The organism is Siminovitchia sediminis (genome assembly GCF_042680885.1).
GTDB lineage: Bacteria > Bacillota > Bacilli > Bacillales > Bacillaceae_C > Siminovitchia > Siminovitchia sediminis.
Genome location: NZ_JBHUEO010000120.1, coordinates 15,685 through 34,026, shown reverse-complemented (window position 1 = coordinate 34,026; position 18,342 = coordinate 15,685). Strand labels below are relative to the sequence as shown.

Below are 18,342 nucleotides of genomic sequence, written 5' to 3'. Positions count from 1 at the left end.
CCTTTTGTCCAGCTGCGGGCGCCAGGCGCTCGAGGTCGCTTCAAAAAAACCAATGAAGGTAAAAAACACCTTCACTGGTTTTTTCTCCAGCGCTTGTCGCCCCTAGGCAGGCGCCCTTCGCTTTTCCTTTTGTCCAGCTGCGGGCGCCAGGCGCTCGAGGTCGCTTCAAAAAAACCAATGAAGGTAAAAAACACCTTCACTGGTTTTTTCTCCAGCGCTTGTCGCCCCTAGGCAGGCGCCCTTCGCTTTTCTTATCACATAGCAACTTTCTCCTCTTCCGCCATCCGCTGCCGCTTTGCCTTTCTAAAATGGAATAATTCATACACGACCGGGATGATTACCAAGGTCAGGATCGTAGCCACGGATAATCCGCCGATGACCACAACTGCCAGCCCTTTTGAGACAAGACTCCCCATCTCTTCTTTCCCCATCAGTAGAGGAATCATGGCAAAAATGGTAGCCAGCGCAGTCATGACGATTGGACGGAATCTGGTAGCACCCGCTTCCAGCAACGCTTCCCGAATCGGCATGGTCTGTTCATTTTGTCTTACCCGGTCCAGTAAAACAATCGCATTCGTCACCACAATACCAATCAGCATAAGTGCTCCAATCATGGCCCCAATATCTATCGGAGTACGGGAAACAAGCAGCCCCAAAATGGCTCCGATCAAAGCCAGCGGCAAAGTGAATAATATGACAAGCGGGGCCCGAAGCGTTTTAAACGTCAGGACCATAATCAAATATACCAGCCCGATAGATACGGCCATTAATTGGAACAGTTCCAGGAATTGATCTGACTGTGCACTGGCTGCTCCTCCATATTCCAGCGAAACTCCTTTTGGCAAAGTAAGGCTTCCAGCCTTCATATGAACTTCATTGGCAATTTTGGACAAGTTTTTAGGATCGGCTTCCACACTGACCCTGACATATTCTTTTCCGTCTTTCCTAAGAATTTTTGTAGGCTTTTCTGTTTTCTCCAATGTTGCAATGGATGAAAGTTTTATAGAGTCCTCACCGATAACTACAGGGATATTCTTTAATTCCTGCTCGGATGTTGGATGAATCGCGCTGTCCAGCAAGACCGGTGTATCTTTCCCGTCTACCTTGATATTTCCGATTGGAAAAGGATTAAGAAGCCATTGAACCTGCCTTGCCACCTCTTCCGTATTTGCTTTTTCTTGATCAATCTGAATATCATAGACAGCTTTCAGCTCGTTTTGGTTGCTTGTTACTTTTTCAACCCCGTCAACGTCTTCCACTTCTTCCATCACTTGTTTCGATGCTTCAATTAATTGGTCAGCGTTATTTCCGACAAGATCCAAAGTAATGGTTGAATCACTAAAGCTTACAAGGGATACCACCAATATATCGAAATCTGCTTCAGGATATTTCTCCTTTTGTTTTTCAATGTTCTCCATGAGCTGTTCGGTGTCTGCACCTTCTTCCATCACAATGTGGAAGTTTCCTTGATTTTGAGAGTTCACCTGGCTGAACTGTGCATCTTCCGGGTTAGAACCCAGGAAGGTGATGACCTCATCCACTCCACGCTGATCCATCAGATAGGATTCCAGTTCAAAGGCTTCTTCTTTCACTTCCGAAAAAGGCACGTCATCAGGATACACCACTGTTACAGAAATATCGTTGTCTCCAGCTTCGGCCATCCCTTTCGGCATCACTGCATATGCCCCAACCGCTGCGATAAAAATAACTGTAGATAGCAACAGCGGGACCCACTTATGTCTCAAGCACCAATCCAATATTTTTATATATCTTTTCGGCTTTTTATATACAGGCATTTTTCCTTGCTTGAGCAATCGAGAACTCATCAGAGGAACAACGATTAATGCCACCAGCAGCGACGACAGAAGGGCATATGTAATCGTCAAAGCAAAAGGCAGAAGCAATTCTTCCAGTGATTTAACGAGCCCCATCGGTAAAAACACGGCAACTGTGGTCAATGTTGAAGAAGTAATGGCGGCTGCTACCTCTTTCGTCGATTGAATAATCACCTCTTTGGAAAAATCACCGTGCTGGGCCCTTCTGTATATGTTCTCTATAACAACAATACTGTCATCCACCAACCGTCCCACAGCCACAGCGACCGCACCAATGGTCAGTATATTTAAAGTAATACCCGACTGTGATAACAAGAATAACGTCAGCCCTAAAGATAATGGAATACTCACAATAGTAATCAATGTCATCCGGAAGTGACGCAAGAAAAGGAAAATGACAATCGTGGCAAATAAAGCTCCCAGTAATACTGCCTGCATCATACTATCTACGGAGTTCACGATGAATTCCGAGAATGAAATAAGCATGGACGCCTCCATAGCCGGGGAAAAATCCTTATTTACCTTTTCCATTGCTTTTTCTACCTTTTTTCCAACTGCGACTGCATTGGCATTGGACTCCTTATGAAGGAGGAGCGCCACAGATTCCTCACCATTCACTCGGGTAAAAAAGGTTTCACTAGAGTCAGAGATACTTACATTTGCAATATCTTTCAACTTTATATCCGGGGCAATCTCCATATTCTCCAGTTCCTTTGTCCCTTCAACCTGCCCAACGATCTTAAGATTCGTGTTCCGTTCATCAACAGTCTCCTCACCAACTGCTACTGCCAGATTCTTTCCTTGAAGAATTCCCATTAAGGCTTGAACAGGAATTTGGTAAGAGGACATTTTATCCTGATCTAAAGTGATATTCACCTGGGTTTGCTGTTTTCCATAGACAAGCACATCTGATATTCCGGAAATCCCCTGGAAGGTTGGAATAATCTCATTTTCAATGGTTTCCATGTTCTCCCGATCAAGCCCTTTTGGAAAAGAAATTCCAATTTGCCATAATGGAATCATGTCCAGGTTCAATTGGGACACGATCGGCTTTGAATATCCTTCGGGCAGCTCGACTCCTGCCAGTACCTCTTGGACCTGGGTTTTAGCTTCTTTTGTATCAACTGTCGGATCGAGTATGATGTCTATGGATGTATACCCGTCAGCTGATGTAGAGAATACATTCGTCTTGCCTTTTACGGACCCAATCGCTTTTTCTATGGGCTTGGTCACTTGTTCCGTCATCGTATCTGCATCAGTTCCCTGACCCATGACAATAACTGTGACTGCGGGATTATTTGCAGCAGGCATAAACTCCTTTGGCAATGTAAAGTAACTTAATGTTCCAAGCCCCAGGACCAAAACAGTCATCAAGATGACAGCTGCCCTGTTTTTCAATGCCCATTTCGTAAACCAGATCATTCATTTCCCTCCATAATCGTCAGTATTCCATTCTTATTGGATCAATATATTTTATATCGGTCTAGATGATTTAGACTTAACATAATTTTCTCTTTCCCCCACCTTTTGCGCGAATTGTAAAAATAGATTTACATTCATTTTTTGAACAACTTTCTGGCAACTAAAACTTTTGCATTTTAATTCCAGTGTATTCTTTTTCCATGGAAGATATCAGTAGCTTCTGTCATGAAAGCCACGTGACAAATGTCATCTTTTCGAGGGTGATTTGTACTTCATTCCTCAAAAAACCTTTAGCCCGTCCTGATTTTCAGAACGGGGTTCCACAAAGCCCATGGTGCTGTAATATTTCGCTTAAATATCTCTGCATTTCTCCTCATTTCATGGATTTACGGCTATTTCTCTGATAAAAATGGACTTGGAGTGGAATCCTAACATCAATTCAAAATCTAAATCTGAGGAACATTGTGAAAGGATTGGTTGAATGAATTGGTATAAGAAGTTAAATGAATACTTTCCTGCTGAGGAAATGAAATCAAAAGAGCATATGGATAAATTATTAAATGAAATGGGCAACATTTATCACAAAGATGAAGGGCCTTATCATGTGTTGATGTATGCCGAGTTTGATAACTTTGTTTTTATTGATTATATATGGGTTTCGTCGGAAGCAAGAGGTCAAGGAATCGGACACTCATTGATCGAAAAAATGAAAAAGAAAAACAAGCCAATATTATTAGAGGTAGAACCGATTGATTACGATGATTCTGATACAGAAAAAAGATTACGTTTCTATCATCGGGAAGGCTTCGTCCACGCCAAGTCCATTGGTTACAGCCCCCGCTCACTTGCAACAAACGAGCAAGTGGATTTAGAAATACTTTACTGGTCACCAAAAGAAAATGAGTCGGAAGAAGATATATTTAAACGAGTTCAAACCATGTATAAAACCATCCATACTTATAAAACAAAGGAATTATATGGTAAACCTAAACCAATCGTAGATGAAGTTGTTACATTTGATGAACAACAAAATGAATTTTGATAAGAACAAAAGATCATCCATGATGAATCACCCTGCTCTTTCCCACATCCATTAGTTTCCAAATTATTGATGTGGTTCAACTTGCCATCACCCTCACTTTTCAAAGAATTTCAAAGAGAACTTCGCAAGTTGAAGGTGATGGTTAAAATGCCTATGGCCTATGCTCAATCACTTTCTACCGCCGATTGGGTGATCTTGCTGTTCTATTTAAACACCACTCGCTTGAGCATCTTCACAATCTCATATACTTAAATGAAAAAGGTGAATCCAAGTACAAGAATTGCAGGATGTTCTTCCTTTCTCATGTTTGTGTTAAAATGTATACAAATTTATGTGGGGGAATACATGTGGACTTTCTATCTATACTATCTTTTTTGGGTGCAGCCATCGTTCTTACCCTTATGCCTGGACCAGATAACCTGTTCATCTTGGCACAGAGTATAGGGAAGGGAAAAAATGCAGGAATTTTTACTACACTTGGACTCTGTACAGGATTACTCGTTCATATTACTGCTGCGACCATAGGAATATCAGCAGTCATTTATCATTCAGCTTTTGCTTTTACAGTAGTTAAATATGCAGGAGCAGCATATTTGCTATTCTTAGCATATCAATCATTTAAAGAAAAAGGGACAAGTCTAAACTTAGAAATCAAGGACTCTTTAGACTATAAATCTTTATATAAAAAGGGGATCATAATGAACCTGCTAAATCCAAAAGTTTCTTTGTTTTTCTTGGCATTCTTCCCACAGTTCATTCATTATGAAAATGGTAATGTTTCCATGCAAATGCTTGTCTATGGATTTCTATTCCTACTCCAAACTTTAGTAATTTTCACCTTAATCAGTATGTTTTCTGGAAAAGTGGGTGATTTCCTGCGCAAAAGCCCGGCGATATCTAAAAAGATTCACATGATTCAAGGAACACTATTTACCTTTATAGGATTAAAAATTGCCTTTAGCCAAAAATAAGAGTTTAGGTATGTAAAAGAGTCGTACAAAATTTTATTACTTTCAGATAAATTAAAAGGAAAGGGAAGCAGGCTAACATATGTTTTTATCTATCCTTTTTTGCACTATAACAAAAAAATGTTACGTTGTTGTGCTGACGTACCTGTTGATTTTAATCATAAAATCAGGTTAGATGGTAATTTTTTGAGACATTCGTAATTGTCGAAAATTAATTCTCATTTGTAATTACAACAACATCATTGTTTCCATACAAACATGAATAGTCGATTGAATATGACACAAAGTCCATAAATCCATGCTATCTGATGTTTGCCAATTGCGTACAGTGCGATTGCGGGTGTTCCAAATACAATTAATTCAAGACATATATGCAATGGCATTGATAACTTTACTATGGCATTAGGCGACCCAAAAACTCCCCAGACCAACGCAGTTAATATAGGTGTTCCAATCCCTAGCAGAATCATCATTACATTGTCATTTCCTGTTTGAAACCCCCAATATCCCAGGGCTAACAGAGCACATATTTCTAATAAGAATCTTAAAGCTAAATTTGCAGGTCGCAGTATCTCCATAACAACACCTACCCTAACAGTTACCTAGTACGTTCTATTGCTATTGCTTCTACCATTTAAATTTTTCCCTTTTTAAAAAGGGAAACCTAACCAGATGAGCGCAACTCCTTTTAACATTTCTCCAATAGATGGCTATCTCAACAAATACCACCGCAGTTACAATCTTAAAACCATTCCACCTGATTCTAGTAAGCCATCATGGTTACCCTGAGCCGCATGTAATCCAAATAAACTAAAAACAAGAAATAAATCCACTCCGGAAAACAATCTCTTTCCCTAATACAGTATACTTTCCTCCCCCCTTTATCAGATCTATTGCATGAGCAATTGCAAGAAACAAACAAAAAACTCCCTAAATATTTTACTATCGTTCCTCTTTACTTCAATATGAAAGAGCTATTATCTTTGTTACATTAACCTGCTCGATAGTTAAACACCTTAACGTTTCCAATTTTATCATCTCAATAATTCCGCTAATCCGACCGTATTATCAAAAGCATGGGAACTATATGAATCGGATAAAAGGATTGAGGGATTTTCTCCTCAGACATTAAAAGCATAAAAGCATTTTTAAAAATGGATGGCAAAAGGCTCCGCTGCCTTTTCATTATCCCACCGGATAGTTTTTGTATATTTTCTTCGAACGATTTATTAGGTACACTTGGTTCTGGAACCTATTTAAAAATGGCCAATCTCCTTCATGAATTTCTCATATGCTTTTGAAGCGATTAACTTTATAATACAAAAACTCGTAAATGAAACAATTAAAACTACGAGAAAATAAATGGCTGTATTAGGCTTCGGATTTTCTACAATAAAATACATAATTATCGTCATAAATAGTGAAAAACCAATAGCTTTTACTACTGTTTTATTTCTTAGCATATAAAATACCTCCATATCATCTCGATATAACTATACGCCGTTAGATCAATCTCTCTATGCTCCAATTATGACACAATATTCCAAACATTTATAAACTTCCCCTCATAAAGTAAGCACTCTAACTCTATGATCACCTAGTTTAACTTTTGCGCCCGTTAATAGAATAAGGGATAAGCCTTTGTAATAAGCCATAGAATAATTGCCCAAACCAAATTATTAGTGAACTTACTATTCCATTTTTTGGTTTACCAATTCCCTTTACTTCCTCTGCTTTAGTTTCACAGTCTACAACTACTTTTGGAATTATTTTCAACGAAAGTATAATCCCTGATGGACCAATAATTATATCGTCTAAATAGCCAAGTATTGTTATAAAATCAGCCATTAAATCAATTGGACTACCACACACGCAGTAAATACTTTAGCTACCAAGGTACTCTTTCATCTTTATAAGGGAAGTCCAGTACAAATGTTTTTCGCTTCAGATGTTTCGCCCAAGACTTGATCTTCTCCATAATTTCTCCTTCATAAGTAATAACTTTTCTTCTATATAGTACCACTTTTTTGAATTACCCTGCCCTGATAATTTAATCATTGCAGAGGTTCCTTTTAGGATCACAGCAAAATATTCATTTCCAGAAAATACCTTTTAACAACTTCTTCCTTGCTTAATTAATTTCATCTATTTCTTTCTTAGATTATAAGTATTACGATTTGGATTTATTTTCAAAAACTCAAAATCCAAGTTCGCAGTAGAATGATTAAGCAATTTTAGAACAACTCTTTACAATCTTCCTTCAAAAATAAAAGGGCTTCCGCGGCAACCCTATGTTCAGCGAAAGCTATATCAAAACACTTAAGTGTTTTAAAATAAAACGGCAAGGCTCCCAGTTACTGACTAAGGGAGCTTTTTATTGATGCACATGACCTTTTTAGAATGATCGCGTTGCAGAAACTCCGAAGTTTTTACTTTAAGGATCACTCTATTGATGAATATTAGCAGATAACCAAGCAGGGAATATACAATAGTAAAACCTGCAATAAATAAAGCTACATTTGCATAGCTGCCGACTCCAACAGGAATATGACCATTCGGATTTAGAAAAAAGTAAGGATAGTATCCATCATACATTCCTCTTATTAAGGAGAGAGCAGTAAAGTATTGGGTAAACTAACCAATAGATGATTGTACTATAACTGTACCACTTTTTCTCTACAAAAAAGAGCCAGTTTAATAATACAAACAGTGGAATTAAGTAGTGTAATGTGAAATTTGTTATTATTCTTGTCCCGCTGTATTCCCCCCCACTTGAAAGAATAAAGTGGTAAGTTAAAAAGTTTACCATCATATATATAAGCGCTGCATTTTTGAAGAATTCCAACATACGGCTTTCTTTTTTCTTTAACAAAAGAACATATGTACTTACCGTAAATGTTATGGTAACAATGATATTAGAATGAATAGTAAACTTCGTAATAGATACAATGGGTGCAGGAGAAAAAAATATATGTAATGGCACACTTATAAGTCCTGTTGCAGCTATTAAAATATGAAAAATGATTTTTGTACGTAAAATCCTGTCTTTTGATAAAACTCCAGCCATCATCTGCCTCCTCGTACATAGTAATTAAAGATATTCTAGAAAGTTGTGTAAAGTCCTGTTAATTAAACCCATCTTCATTGTATCACCGGTTATTGAAATAAAATTATTTTAAATAAAAATAAAACACTTAATGAAACGGGAATTTGCCTTCGAAACTTTACTCTGATGGCACTCGTATCATAGGGAGAGGAGGTTGTCTCATGGCTAAAGGTTCCGAAGGTACACAAAATGAAGGGGTCGGCTGTATTGCATCTATATTGTTCCTGATTGTTTCTATCCTTGCTTTCATTAAAGGCTATACATCGGTCGGATGGCTTATTTTGATCCCTATTCTTCTTCTAAACTTGATTTCTTTTCTCCGCTATTCAAAAGGTCTCAAAAGAAATAAAGAGGGACTGATGAAGCAGCTGGATGATCTAAAACCTGAGACAAGCAGTTTCAGAGCAACGCAGGAATTTACTTCATCCAATTTCCTGACAAAAATCGCTGTGGATGAAGAGAAAGAGCGGATCTGCATTTGGGGACCTCAAGATCGGAGTACGTCTAAAGCATTGGCAGGGATGCCCTACACAGCATTTGAATATGACTATTCGGATATTTTGGCGGTGGAAATGTCAGAAGATGGGGTTTCTCTGGGAACAAAAGTAAGCGAAACAGAAACTGCACGCAACTTGCTTGATGGCTTTATCTCACCCGTTGACGGAACGTTTATTGGCGGGTCACGTCCAGCTGATCAACCGAAAAAGCACGTCGACTCCCTGGATTTGACGATTGTAGTCAATCACCAGGCCCGCCCCCTCCACTTCATTAACTTTTATAAGTATGTTGCTGAAGGCGGGCAGGCCAAACTAAAAAAAGACTCAGCCGAATACAAGAAACATATGAATGCATTGAGGCACTGGTATATGTTGATGAGCTTCATCATCGAAAAAGGAGAGGGGAATGCGCCTGACGGCTGAGCGTCCACTGATTTTTGGGCGCTTTTTATTTTTGCTCTTTTAAAAAAGAAGTTCGAACAAATGATGACAAAATGATAGAAATACCTAATAAAAGCGCTGCCATGATTAGGAAATGATTGACAATTTTCACAAGAATCCTTTAACCTAAAATTAGAAAACCAGTACAATTGAACTACAAGGAAGCGAAGAAATACAGCTTATACTTTGGGCACCTGAGCTGTATGGAGCTAGTGGTGCAACCGGCCTTTCCTTCGAGTATGGAAAGGCCTTTTTTCATAAAAATTTTGGTTCGAAAGGCGGAGCATCCAGATGTTGGCCCATACCTTTACATCCCTGATCTTCCTGCTATGTATGATGATGTCCATCCCTGCCGGAACGGCAAGTGCCGCCGGAACTATTTCACAAGATGCAGCTGTCGCCGGTATTCCCATAGGAGGATTGTCATATGAAGAAGCCAGAAGTAAGGTGCTGGCAGAAATTGATGCCTGGAAGCAAGGGCAACCCCTTCAGGCTGAGGGAGTCGATGAGACGGTGTCCATTCCCCGCGGCACCTTTGTGTTCGACGTACATCAAACGTTCAATGAAATAGAACAGGAGTCGAAGCGGCCCTGGTATCTTTTTTTCTTAAAACCCAAACCAGTTCACGTCCCCCTCGATGTGCTCGCGAATGATAAAGTGTCCATTCAGTGGCCCGATTACGTTGATGGGGAAGCCACTTTGGCGAAGGCCAAAGAGGAAGCAGCCTTTTTGAGAAACGAACCTGTCCCCATCGTTTACAAGGATCAATCTGCATTAAAGCAAGCTATAACAGCCGAAGCAGTACTGCCTATCCCCGAAAATATCAAGTTGGATACGGAAACCTTAGCCGGACAGATCAATGAAATGACGATTCAACCGGAAAGTTCTTTTTCTCTCACAGCATCCGTCCTTGAGCAGATCAGCCCAACCGTTCATTCTGAAACTGCGAGCTTTCTGGCAACAGCTCTTTATGCGGCTGTTCTGCAAACAAATATGGATATTATTCAGCGGCATTCACATGGTTTCATCCCCTCCTATACAGAGGCTGGCATTGAAGCTGCAGTCAATATTGCTGAGAAAAAAGATTTGATCTTTCATAATCCAAATTTTCACAGTTATACCATCTTGTCTCAGGTCAAGAACAACCGGCTTTACCTTTCGTTATACTCTGTACTGAAAGATTCGGAATACCGCTATCGCGTGGAAAACATTCAAGTAATCAAGCCGAGAACATTATACCGCTTCAGTTATGACTTAGAGCCGGGGGCACGGGTGCCCATAGAATCCGGACAAAGCGGACTGAAGGCTGAAATATACCGCATTCAGCAATCAAATGGAGCGATTCAGCAAAAGACGTTGATCAGCAGAGACTATTACCCTCCTTCACCGACTGTCTTTTTGCTTTCCTCCCAAGAACCCCCGGAAGTGTTGGAGGGTCTGCCGATTGAGAAAGAATTGCCTGGAGAAGCAGGTTCCCCATTGAACAGCGAGGAAATAAAAGAACTGCTCAACAAAATAAATGAAGCAGCCTGCCAGACATTTGAGGATGCAACAAAACGAAAGGCATGTGAGCAGACACTGCCGGACAGCATTCTTGCAGATGATCAAGCCCCTGAAGCAAAGAAGGCCGGTCAAACTGATGCGGCGGGTCAAGATGAATCAGTTGAAGGTGACGTTCCTTATGAAAGCGTAAAGGAGTGAACGGCATGCCGAGAAAACGCTTGGGAGATTTACTCGTTGAATCTGGTTTGGTGACCGAACAACAAATAGAAGAAACTCTTCAACATAAATCGAGGGACGAAAAGCTGGGAGATGCCTTATTGCAAGAAGGCTATATCACGGAACAGCAGCTGGCGGAAACATTGGAGCGGCAACTCGGGATTCCAAAGATTAACCTGTACCAGTATCCGATAAACCCGGATTTGATCCAGCTTGTTCCTCAGGAATTGGCCAAGGGGTATCAGGTGATTCCAGTTAAAAGAGAAGATCATAAATTATATGTGGCGATGGCAGATCCGATGGATTACTTTGCTATTGAAGAACTTCGCATGGCTACAGGATATCAAATCATTCCCGCCCTGGCGACAAAGGAAGAATTACACCGGGCCATCAATAAATACTACGACATGGAGGAATCACTGGATGAAGCCTTAAGCGAATTTAAGGCAGAAGAAGTTCTGGACGACAACGAAGTTACAGATGAGGACTCCCCCATTGTCCGCCTCGTCAACCAGATGATCAATCAGGCTGTTGCCCAAAGGGCCAGCGATATCCACTTTGATCCTATGGAGACGGAGTTGAAGGTGCGATACCGCATTGATGGAATTTTACGGACGGAACGAACACTGCCAAAGCATATGCAAAATGCACTTGTTGCAAGAATCAAAATTATGGGGAACTTAAACATCACTGAAAGCCGGATTCCTCAGGATGGCCGCATAAAAATGAATGTGGGCCTTAGGCCGATCGACCTGCGGGTATCCACCCTCCCCTCTGTTTATGGCGAGAAAGTGGTCATGCGGATACTTGATCTGAGCAGCGTTTTGGGGAGTCTTGATCATATCGGTTTTTCCGGGCCCAATCTTCAATCCTTTATCCAAATGATTGAAAAACCGAACGGCATCGTCCTGATTACCGGGCCGACAGGATCAGGTAAGTCATCTACTCTGTATGCGGCACTGAACCGTTTGAACCGGGAAGAAGTAAACATTATCACTATCGAAGATCCGGTCGAATACCAGCTCGAGGGAGTCAATCAGGTTCAGGTAAATGAAGACATCGGCCTGACTTTTGCGAACGGGCTCCGGTCCATTCTTCGCCAGGACCCGGACATTATCATGATCGGGGAAATCCGGGATCCGGAGACAGCCCAGATCGCCATTCGATCGGCACTGACAGGACACCTTGTGTTAAGTACTCTGCATACTAACAGTGCGATCGCCGCCTTGACCCGCCTGATCGATATGGGCATTGAACCTTTTTTAATTGCATCTTCCCTAACGGGGGTCGTGGCGCAGCGCCTTGTACGCAGGGTATGCCGGGACTGTATGGAAATGATTCCCCCAACAGAACGGGAGAAGGAAATATTTCGAAAAAACCGCATGAATATTGAATTTGTTCATCAAGGGCGCGGATGTCCAAGCTGCACCATGACCGGCTACCGCGGCAGAATTGCCATTCATGAAGTGCTTCCAATAAATCAAAAAGTTCGCGAGCTGATCATGAATGCAGAAAGCGCCTTTAACATCCGCCAGTATGTCCAGGATACGGGCATGACCTTTTTACTTGAAGATGGATTGCAGAAAGTGGCGGACGGCCTGACAACAACAGAAGAAGTACTACGGGTCGCCGCAATGGAATAGGGGGATTTCCGACATGTCCTATGATATTCAGGAGCTTTTACAAAAAGCTTATAGAGACCAGGCTTCAGACCTGCATATTTCAGTAGATTCTCCGCCGGTATTCCGTCGACACGGAAAGCTTCTTCCTTACGGAGAGATCCCGTTGTCAGCCAAGGATACAGAAAGTATGGCCCGATCTCTTGTACCAGCTGCAGACTGGGAACACCTGCTGGACAACGGAGAAATCGATCTCTCTTACAGTTTGGGGGATACGGTCCGGTTTCGTCTCAATGTGTATATGGAGCGCGGCCGTTTTGGATTTGCTGCAAGGGTGGTTCCAGCTGCCATCCCTACTTTTGATCAATTAAACCTGCCTGAAGTATTAAAAGATTTAACAAAAAAACTGCATGGACTGATTCTCGTAACCGGACCGACCGGTTCGGGGAAATCTACTACTCTTGCAGCCATGATTGACTATATAAACCAACATGAGCACAAACATATCGTTACACTGGAAGATCCCATTGAATATATGCATCAGCATCGGATGTCGATCATCCATCAGCGGGAAATCGGATCCGATACAAAGAGCTTTTCTGCAGGCCTGCGAGCAGCTCTAAGGCAGGACCCGGATGTGATTTTAGTAGGGGAAATGCGAGATCTTGAAACAATTTCCACTGCCATTACGGCTGCGGAAACGGGACACCTTGTTATGGCCACTCTGCATACGAATCATGCACCGCAGACAATCAATCGGATTATTGATGTTTTCCCTTCCCACCAGCAAAAGCAAATCCGTATTCAGCTGGCATCTGTATTGGCGGGAATTATTTCACAGCGGCTTTTTGCAAAAGCAGATGGCACCGGCAGGGTGGCCGCAACTGAAATTTTGTTGAATTACCCGTCCATTGCCAATCTGATTCGCAATGAAAAAGTGGAACAGATCCATAACATGATGCAGACTGGACGCTCCCGAAAAATGCACACGATGGAGATGGCTGTCCAGTCATTGCGGTCATCCGGCCTTATTTCTGCCGAATCTGCCAGACCTTATGTTCCGGATATGGGTGGATGGTAATGCCCATTTATAAATATGTGGGACGATCAAAGAAAGGTTCTGTCAAACGCGGGACGATTCAAAGCGATAATCGAAACCAGGCGATCAAACAGCTGAAGGCAAAGGGAATTCTTCCCCGGGAATTGACAGAAACAAAGGAAACCATTTTTAATAAGAACATTTCTATTGGAGGGCCGAAGGTCAAACAGCGGCACTTTGTTGTCTATTGCCGCCAATTCGCCACCTTGATCCGGGCAGGTATTTCTATTGTACAATCCACTCATATTTTAGGTGCGCAAACTGAAAGCAAAACGCTGGCCAAGACATTGAAAGAAGTCGAGAGTGAGATCCGAAGCGGAGTCGCCTTTTCAGCAGCCATACAAAAACATCCCAAGGTGTTTCCTGACATATTTGTCAACATGGTGAGAGCAGGAGAAATGACAGGGAACCTGGACGATACCCTGGACAGGCTAGCAGCCTATTTTGAGAAGCAGTATAACCTGAGAAAAAAAATTCAGTCCACCATGGCCTATCCCATCGTGTTGATTGTCCTGATCACGGCGGTAGTCATTTTTCTCATGCTCTCCATCGTCCCAAACTTCGTATCCATGTTTGAACAATTCGGCGGGGAGCTTCCGTCCATCACGGTTTTTGTCGTTACATTAAGTGAATGGACACGGAAATTGTGGTGGCTGGGCCTCCTGCTCGTTTTAGCAGCAGCGGCATTCTTTCTCTTTTTCTATCGAACGAACCAATTGTTTCACTACTTGGTGCATATTGCCCTGCTGAAAATGCCGGTCTTCGGACGCCTGCTGCAGAAAGCGGCGATCGCAAGAATGATGCGGACACTCTCGTCCTTGTTTGCCAGCTCCGTCCCTATTCTCCAGGCACTCGAGATCGTAGAAAAAGTCGCAGGAAATCCTGTTATTGGACAGGTTATACGGGAATCGCGCAACAACCTGGAGAAAGGAAGTCCGCTTTCAGATCCTCTGGAAAAAAGCTGGGTCTTCCCTCCGCTCGTGTCACAGATGACCGCCATTGGTGAGCAGACAGGATCCCTTGATTACATGCTCGCAAAAGTCGCCGATTTTTACGAAGAAGAAGTGGAGAGAAGCGTAGATACCTTGAAGTCCCTGATCGAGCCGGTGATGATTGTTCTCCTTGCCGTCGTCATTGGTTTTATAGTCCTGGCCATCTTAATTCCGATGTTTACGATCTTTACGGAAGTCCAGTAGGCGTAGGAATAGCGTAAGGCGCCCGCCTATCAGCGCAAGCACAAAACAAATTGCCGGGAGGCAGCTTTTCAGCACCACAGCCATTTGTCTTGTGACTTTGTGCCGATGGCCTGGAGCCAGACAAAACACTGCCTTTTCAGAGAAAACTTAGTCTGATTTTAAACTTTATTTACTTTGAAGGAAAGTACTCTTGAAGGAGGTGGTGGATAAGGGAAAATCCAGTTTATTATGCCACTATATGTATCTCTTATCCTACTTTAACAGAATGACATCATTAGGAGGGAATCTCATGAAAAAGATCCTGTCGAGATTAAAAAACGACCAGCGCGGTTTGACGCTCGTTGAATTGCTGGCGGTTGTTGTTATCCTGGCTATTGTATCATCTATTGCTGTTGTAACCATTGGTAATGTCATAGACAATTCCAAAAAAGATGCGCATATTGCCAATGCGCAACAGCTGATTGCGGCTGCCAAGATAGCCGAAGCAGAAGGTGTTGAAATTACAGCATCCGGCATCAGTGCAGATAGTTTGAATACACTTAGTCCACTTACAGATCCTTGGAATAAAGGTTCCTATAGTACAGCTACTGTCTCAAAATCCGGTTCCACATACAGTGCCACTCTTTCGGCAAAAACAGCTGACTCCAAGTGTAAAATTGCCGGAACCAGTGAAGCGGATCTCAACAAAGGGAGAAAAACGGTTTGTCCTTAGTTCATCTTTAAGTATAATCTGTTTTCCCTAACATCAGAGCCACGTGATTAGCCATAATTCTTAACATCCCATTTTATCTTCTTTTTATTGATGTAGACGGAAACCGTACGGCCACGGATCGAAAGGGGTTGTACTAAGGGGGCACTCCTCGATTGGATAGTCCCCTTTCAACCATAATCGTTTTGACTACTGACAACATCTCTTTTTACGATTTCGCCGGAAGCGGCGGGATGGTTAAAGGAATGCTGCCGGTCCTTTGATTGCCATTTTCAATACGTAAAGAGTAATCATTTTAAACAGCATTCTTATTGGTCTGGACGTTACACTTCCTTTAATGATCTTTAAAGCTCAAGCAGGAGATGAAATTCATGTTATCGATTAGAAAATCAAAAAGGGTTGCCAATATAGTGATCGATGATTACGTCATTCGCGTGGCAGAGACCTATGGCCCACAATTAACTCATATCAGAAAGTTGAAAGAGCGGCCGATCCCTTCTGGTCTCATTGAACAGGGAAAAATCGTCGACGACCTCCAATTTTATCACTTCATGAAGCAATTGGTGCGCGAATGGAAGTTAAAGCATTTGGGTGTCCGCTTCTATGCTCCCGAGTCATTGGTCATTATGCGGAACGTAGAGTACCCCAGCCGCTTGCAACATCAGGAGGTTATGGACTATTTTGCTTTTGAAATAGGCGAAAGCATCCATCTTCCGTTTGATCAGCCTGTTTTTGACATTCATCCATTGCCCGGGACTGAAACAAATACAGGCAAACAAAAGGCCGTCCTGTTTGCGGCTCCGGAGGAAGAAATCACGAAATTCACGCACCTTTTTGAGGATGTTTCTCTCAATCCCAAAGCAGTGGATGTACGCCCTTTGGGAGTTTATCGCTTCTTTCACTATTTGGACCACAGTAAAAAAGGAGAAACGTATCTTTTTTTTGAACTGAATTTGCTGTCTGTGAATATCAGCATATTTACGGATGACCAAATGGAGTTCACCCGCTTCCAGCCATTGGAATTAAATCCAAACCAGATTAGCTATTCTTATCAAAACGATGAGATGTTCGAGTGGACGTTTGCAGGGGATCAAACCATCGTGAAACAGCTTCTCACTGATCAAATGAACGAACTGGACCGGATAATGGATTTTTACCGATATTCCCTGCATAAAGGAGAAAAAGGGGTAACGCAGATCATCGTAACAGGAGATCACCCTTTGACCGAACGTTTCAAACAAAAAGTGGAAGAGCAATACGGCCTTCCCGTCACGCTCCTGAAAGGGTACCTCTCCCCTTTAAAGGAAGAAAAAGCAGACATGCGGTTCATCCCTGCCCTTGGCCTTGCGCTAAAAGGGGGCGCCTAAATGCTTCCTGATATTAACCTTTTGCCGAAATATAAAAAAGAACGCTCATTCAGCTATATGATATTCCTCGGTGGACTGGCACTGGCTATTCTTTTGACCGGTTACTTGATTTACCAATATATCCAATTAAAAGATGAGATCCAAGTTGCCGCTGTTCAGCAGGAAGAATTGACATCTGAAAAGGAAGCGCTGGAGGAACAGGCGAAGATCCAGGAGGCTGATCTGCCCGTGTTGATGGAAGAAGCCGTCAGTTACGCTGAACAGCATGTGATTCCTACGTCCAGGCTGATTGATCAATTGATGGGATTTTTGCCGGAAAGGGCCTATATCAGCCAGTATCATTACTTTGATGGAAAAGCTGTCATAGAAACTCATTTTGAAACGATGACAGAAGCTTCATCCTATGTGGCAAAGCTGGATGCCTCTGATTTTACCAAAAATGTAAAAGTAAACCACATTAATACATTTGAACCGGAGGCACCTGCGGATGAAAATGAAGAGACGGAGACAATAGAAATGAGCCTATTTCAACTGCTTCCCCGCTACCAGGTCACATACTCTTTTGACATGAATGCTTCACAGCTGAAAGAGGGGACCAAAGAACATGAATAATCTTTTCGAAGAAAGAAGAACCCTCTTCCTGCTTTTATTGGGTATTGTTTTTTCCGTCCTATTAACTGGGTACGTATGGTTAATCCAGCCTTTGTCATCGGAGCTCAAGGGCAAGAAAAACTCCCATGTTTCACTGGAAGAAGAGATTGCTGTTCTTAAGGCCCAACAACAGGCGCACCAGCAAACGGCTAATGCAGACGCCCTTTTATTGCAGAAGAAAGTTCCGCTGCAGCCCGAACTTGAAAAGCTTTTGCTCTCTTTTCAGGAGCTGGAATATACAAACGGAAGCCGGATCAATCAGGTGGAATTCCTGTATGATGGGACAGAACCCGAGTTTGATTTTGCAGAGGGAGAAAACGGATCTGATTCTTCTAGTTCCCATAACCAGGCACAAGATCCGGAATCTTCGGAAGAAAGGAATACAGGCACCAGCGAAACGACACCTGGCCAAAATAAGCCGGACAACCTTCATACGGTAACAGCCAAACTTTCAGTCCTCTCCCCCGATTACGAGCATTTTATCCGGTTTGTTCAAGATGTTGAAAGTCTGGAAAGAATAACCCGTGTAGATCAGCTGGAGTTTTTTCTGCCTGCTGAGAAAGATTTGGCATTCCAGGCAGACTCAAATGAATCAGTGGCTTTTACTCTTCAAGTAACTACCTTTTACTACGATCAATAGTGGAGTTGAAAAAAACGGCGGATTGGGTGAC

Annotated in this window: 16 protein-coding genes and 1 riboswitch; of the genes, 12 read left to right on the top strand and 4 right to left on the bottom strand. The window is 42.2% G+C overall.

The annotated features are described in order from the left end of the window. On the top strand, window positions 1-231 hold a 231-nt coding region (locus tag ACFSCZ_RS19100), incomplete at its 5' end, for a hypothetical protein (RefSeq protein ID WP_380776567.1). A 23-nt stretch (window positions 232-254) separates the two neighbouring features. On the opposite strand, the gene ACFSCZ_RS19095 is transcribed toward ACFSCZ_RS19100, so the two are convergent. Next, complete coding sequence (locus ACFSCZ_RS19095; RefSeq protein WP_380776565.1) at window positions 255-3,257, bottom strand: efflux RND transporter permease subunit; 3,003 nt, start codon at window positions 3,255-3,257, stop codon at window positions 255-257. Window positions 3,258-3,738: 481 nt separating this feature from the next. On the opposite strand from ACFSCZ_RS19095, the gene ACFSCZ_RS19090 reads away from it, so the two are divergent. Next, the gene (locus ACFSCZ_RS19090) at window positions 3,739-4,299 is read left to right on the top strand and encodes a GNAT family N-acetyltransferase (RefSeq protein ID WP_380776563.1); all 561 of its coding nucleotides are present in this window, start codon (window positions 3,739-3,741) and stop codon (window positions 4,297-4,299) included. A gap of 347 nt (window positions 4,300-4,646) precedes the next feature. Then, window positions 4,647-5,270, top strand: coding sequence for a LysE family translocator (locus ACFSCZ_RS19085; RefSeq protein ID WP_380776561.1), 624 nt, complete (start codon window positions 4,647-4,649; stop codon window positions 5,268-5,270). A gap of 236 nt (window positions 5,271-5,506) precedes the next feature. Here the strand turns inward: ACFSCZ_RS19085 and ACFSCZ_RS19080 are convergent, their stop codons facing one another. From ACFSCZ_RS19080 to ACFSCZ_RS19070, 3 genes are all read right to left on the bottom strand, one after another. Continuing rightward, a complete protein-coding gene (locus tag ACFSCZ_RS19080; protein WP_380776559.1) occupies window positions 5,507-5,845 on the bottom strand; it encodes a YrdB family protein in 339 nt (112 codons plus the stop codon). A gap of 1,024 nt (window positions 5,846-6,869) precedes the next feature. Continuing rightward, window positions 6,870-7,115, bottom strand: a complete 246-nt coding sequence (locus ACFSCZ_RS19075) for a YkvA family protein (protein ID WP_380776558.1) — start codon at window positions 7,113-7,115, stop codon at window positions 6,870-6,872. A gap of 739 nt (window positions 7,116-7,854) precedes the next feature. After that, complete coding sequence (locus ACFSCZ_RS19070) at window positions 7,855-8,334, bottom strand: Pr6Pr family membrane protein (RefSeq protein ID WP_380776556.1); 480 nt, start codon at window positions 8,332-8,334, stop codon at window positions 7,855-7,857. 200 nt (window positions 8,335-8,534) lie between these two features. Between ACFSCZ_RS19070 and ACFSCZ_RS19065 the strand changes: the two genes are divergently transcribed. From ACFSCZ_RS19065 to ACFSCZ_RS19025, 9 genes are all read left to right on the top strand, one after another. Then, on the top strand, window positions 8,535-9,293 hold the full coding sequence (locus tag ACFSCZ_RS19065; RefSeq protein ID WP_380776554.1) for a hypothetical protein: 759 nt from the start codon (window positions 8,535-8,537) through the stop codon (window positions 9,291-9,293). A 169-nt stretch (window positions 9,294-9,462) separates the two neighbouring features. Then, window positions 9,463-9,546: riboswitch (cyclic di-GMP riboswitch) on the top strand. Window positions 9,547-9,602: 56 nt separating this feature from the next. Beyond that, window positions 9,603-11,012, top strand: a complete 1,410-nt coding sequence (locus ACFSCZ_RS19060) for a VanW family protein (protein ID WP_380776552.1) — start codon at window positions 9,603-9,605, stop codon at window positions 11,010-11,012. Between the two features lie 5 nt (window positions 11,013-11,017). Beyond that, window positions 11,018-12,673, top strand: a complete 1,656-nt coding sequence (gene gspE, locus ACFSCZ_RS19055; protein ID WP_380776550.1) for a type II secretion system ATPase GspE — start codon at window positions 11,018-11,020, stop codon at window positions 12,671-12,673. 13 nt (window positions 12,674-12,686) lie between these two features. Next, on the top strand, window positions 12,687-13,730 hold the full coding sequence (locus tag ACFSCZ_RS19050; RefSeq protein WP_380776548.1) for a type IV pilus twitching motility protein PilT: 1,044 nt from the start codon (window positions 12,687-12,689) through the stop codon (window positions 13,728-13,730). Further along, window positions 13,730-14,944, top strand: coding sequence for a type II secretion system F family protein (locus ACFSCZ_RS19045; RefSeq protein WP_380776547.1), 1,215 nt, complete (start codon window positions 13,730-13,732; stop codon window positions 14,942-14,944). Before ACFSCZ_RS19050 ends, ACFSCZ_RS19045 begins: the two co-directional genes overlap by 1 nt. Before the next feature lie 289 nt (window positions 14,945-15,233). Next, window positions 15,234-15,656 (top strand): type II secretion system protein, encoded by a 423-nt coding sequence (locus ACFSCZ_RS19040; protein ID WP_380776545.1) that lies wholly within the window; start codon window positions 15,234-15,236, stop codon window positions 15,654-15,656. 368 nt (window positions 15,657-16,024) lie between these two features. Further along, a complete protein-coding gene (gene pilM / locus ACFSCZ_RS19035; RefSeq protein ID WP_380776544.1) occupies window positions 16,025-17,020 on the top strand; it encodes a type IV pilus biogenesis protein PilM in 996 nt (331 codons plus the stop codon). After that, window positions 17,021-17,632: a hypothetical protein gene (locus ACFSCZ_RS19030; protein WP_380776542.1), complete on the top strand. Its 612-nt coding sequence runs from the start codon at window positions 17,021-17,023 to the stop codon at window positions 17,630-17,632. Further along, entirely contained in the window at window positions 17,625-18,311 is a 687-nt protein-coding gene (locus ACFSCZ_RS19025) for a hypothetical protein (RefSeq protein ID WP_380776540.1), read from the top strand. The genes ACFSCZ_RS19030 and ACFSCZ_RS19025 overlap by 8 nt, the downstream gene beginning before the upstream one ends. Window positions 18,312-18,342 lie beyond the last annotated feature (31 nt).

What these genes read in the sequence shown, in the direction of transcription:
- ACFSCZ_RS19095 (WP_380776565.1), bottom strand. Translation starts at nt 3,257, where the DNA reads ATGATCTGGTTTACGAAATGGGCATTGAAAAACAGGGCAGCTGTCATC.
- ACFSCZ_RS19090 (WP_380776563.1), top strand. Translation starts at nt 3,739, where the DNA reads ATGAATTGGTATAAGAAGTTAAATGAATACTTTCCTGCTGAGGAAATG.
- ACFSCZ_RS19080 (WP_380776559.1), bottom strand. Translation starts at nt 5,845, where the DNA reads ATGGAGATACTGCGACCTGCAAATTTAGCTTTAAGATTCTTATTAGAA.
- ACFSCZ_RS19075 (WP_380776558.1), bottom strand. Translation starts at nt 7,115, where the DNA reads ATGGCTGATTTTATAACAATACTTGGCTATTTAGACGATATAATTATT.
- ACFSCZ_RS19070 (WP_380776556.1), bottom strand. Translation starts at nt 8,334, where the DNA reads ATGGCTGGAGTTTTATCAAAAGACAGGATTTTACGTACAAAAATCATT.
- ACFSCZ_RS19065 (WP_380776554.1), top strand. Translation starts at nt 8,535, where the DNA reads ATGGCTAAAGGTTCCGAAGGTACACAAAATGAAGGGGTCGGCTGTATT.
- ACFSCZ_RS19060 (WP_380776552.1), top strand. Translation starts at nt 9,603, where the DNA reads ATGTTGGCCCATACCTTTACATCCCTGATCTTCCTGCTATGTATGATG.
- gspE (WP_380776550.1), top strand. Translation starts at nt 11,018, where the DNA reads ATGCCGAGAAAACGCTTGGGAGATTTACTCGTTGAATCTGGTTTGGTG.
- ACFSCZ_RS19050 (WP_380776548.1), top strand. Translation starts at nt 12,687, where the DNA reads ATGTCCTATGATATTCAGGAGCTTTTACAAAAAGCTTATAGAGACCAG.
- ACFSCZ_RS19045 (WP_380776547.1), top strand. Translation starts at nt 13,730, where the DNA reads ATGCCCATTTATAAATATGTGGGACGATCAAAGAAAGGTTCTGTCAAA.
- ACFSCZ_RS19040 (WP_380776545.1), top strand. Translation starts at nt 15,234, where the DNA reads ATGAAAAAGATCCTGTCGAGATTAAAAAACGACCAGCGCGGTTTGACG.
- pilM (WP_380776544.1), top strand. Translation starts at nt 16,025, where the DNA reads ATGTTATCGATTAGAAAATCAAAAAGGGTTGCCAATATAGTGATCGAT.
- ACFSCZ_RS19030 (WP_380776542.1), top strand. Translation starts at nt 17,021, where the DNA reads ATGCTTCCTGATATTAACCTTTTGCCGAAATATAAAAAAGAACGCTCA.
- ACFSCZ_RS19025 (WP_380776540.1), top strand. Translation starts at nt 17,625, where the DNA reads ATGAATAATCTTTTCGAAGAAAGAAGAACCCTCTTCCTGCTTTTATTG.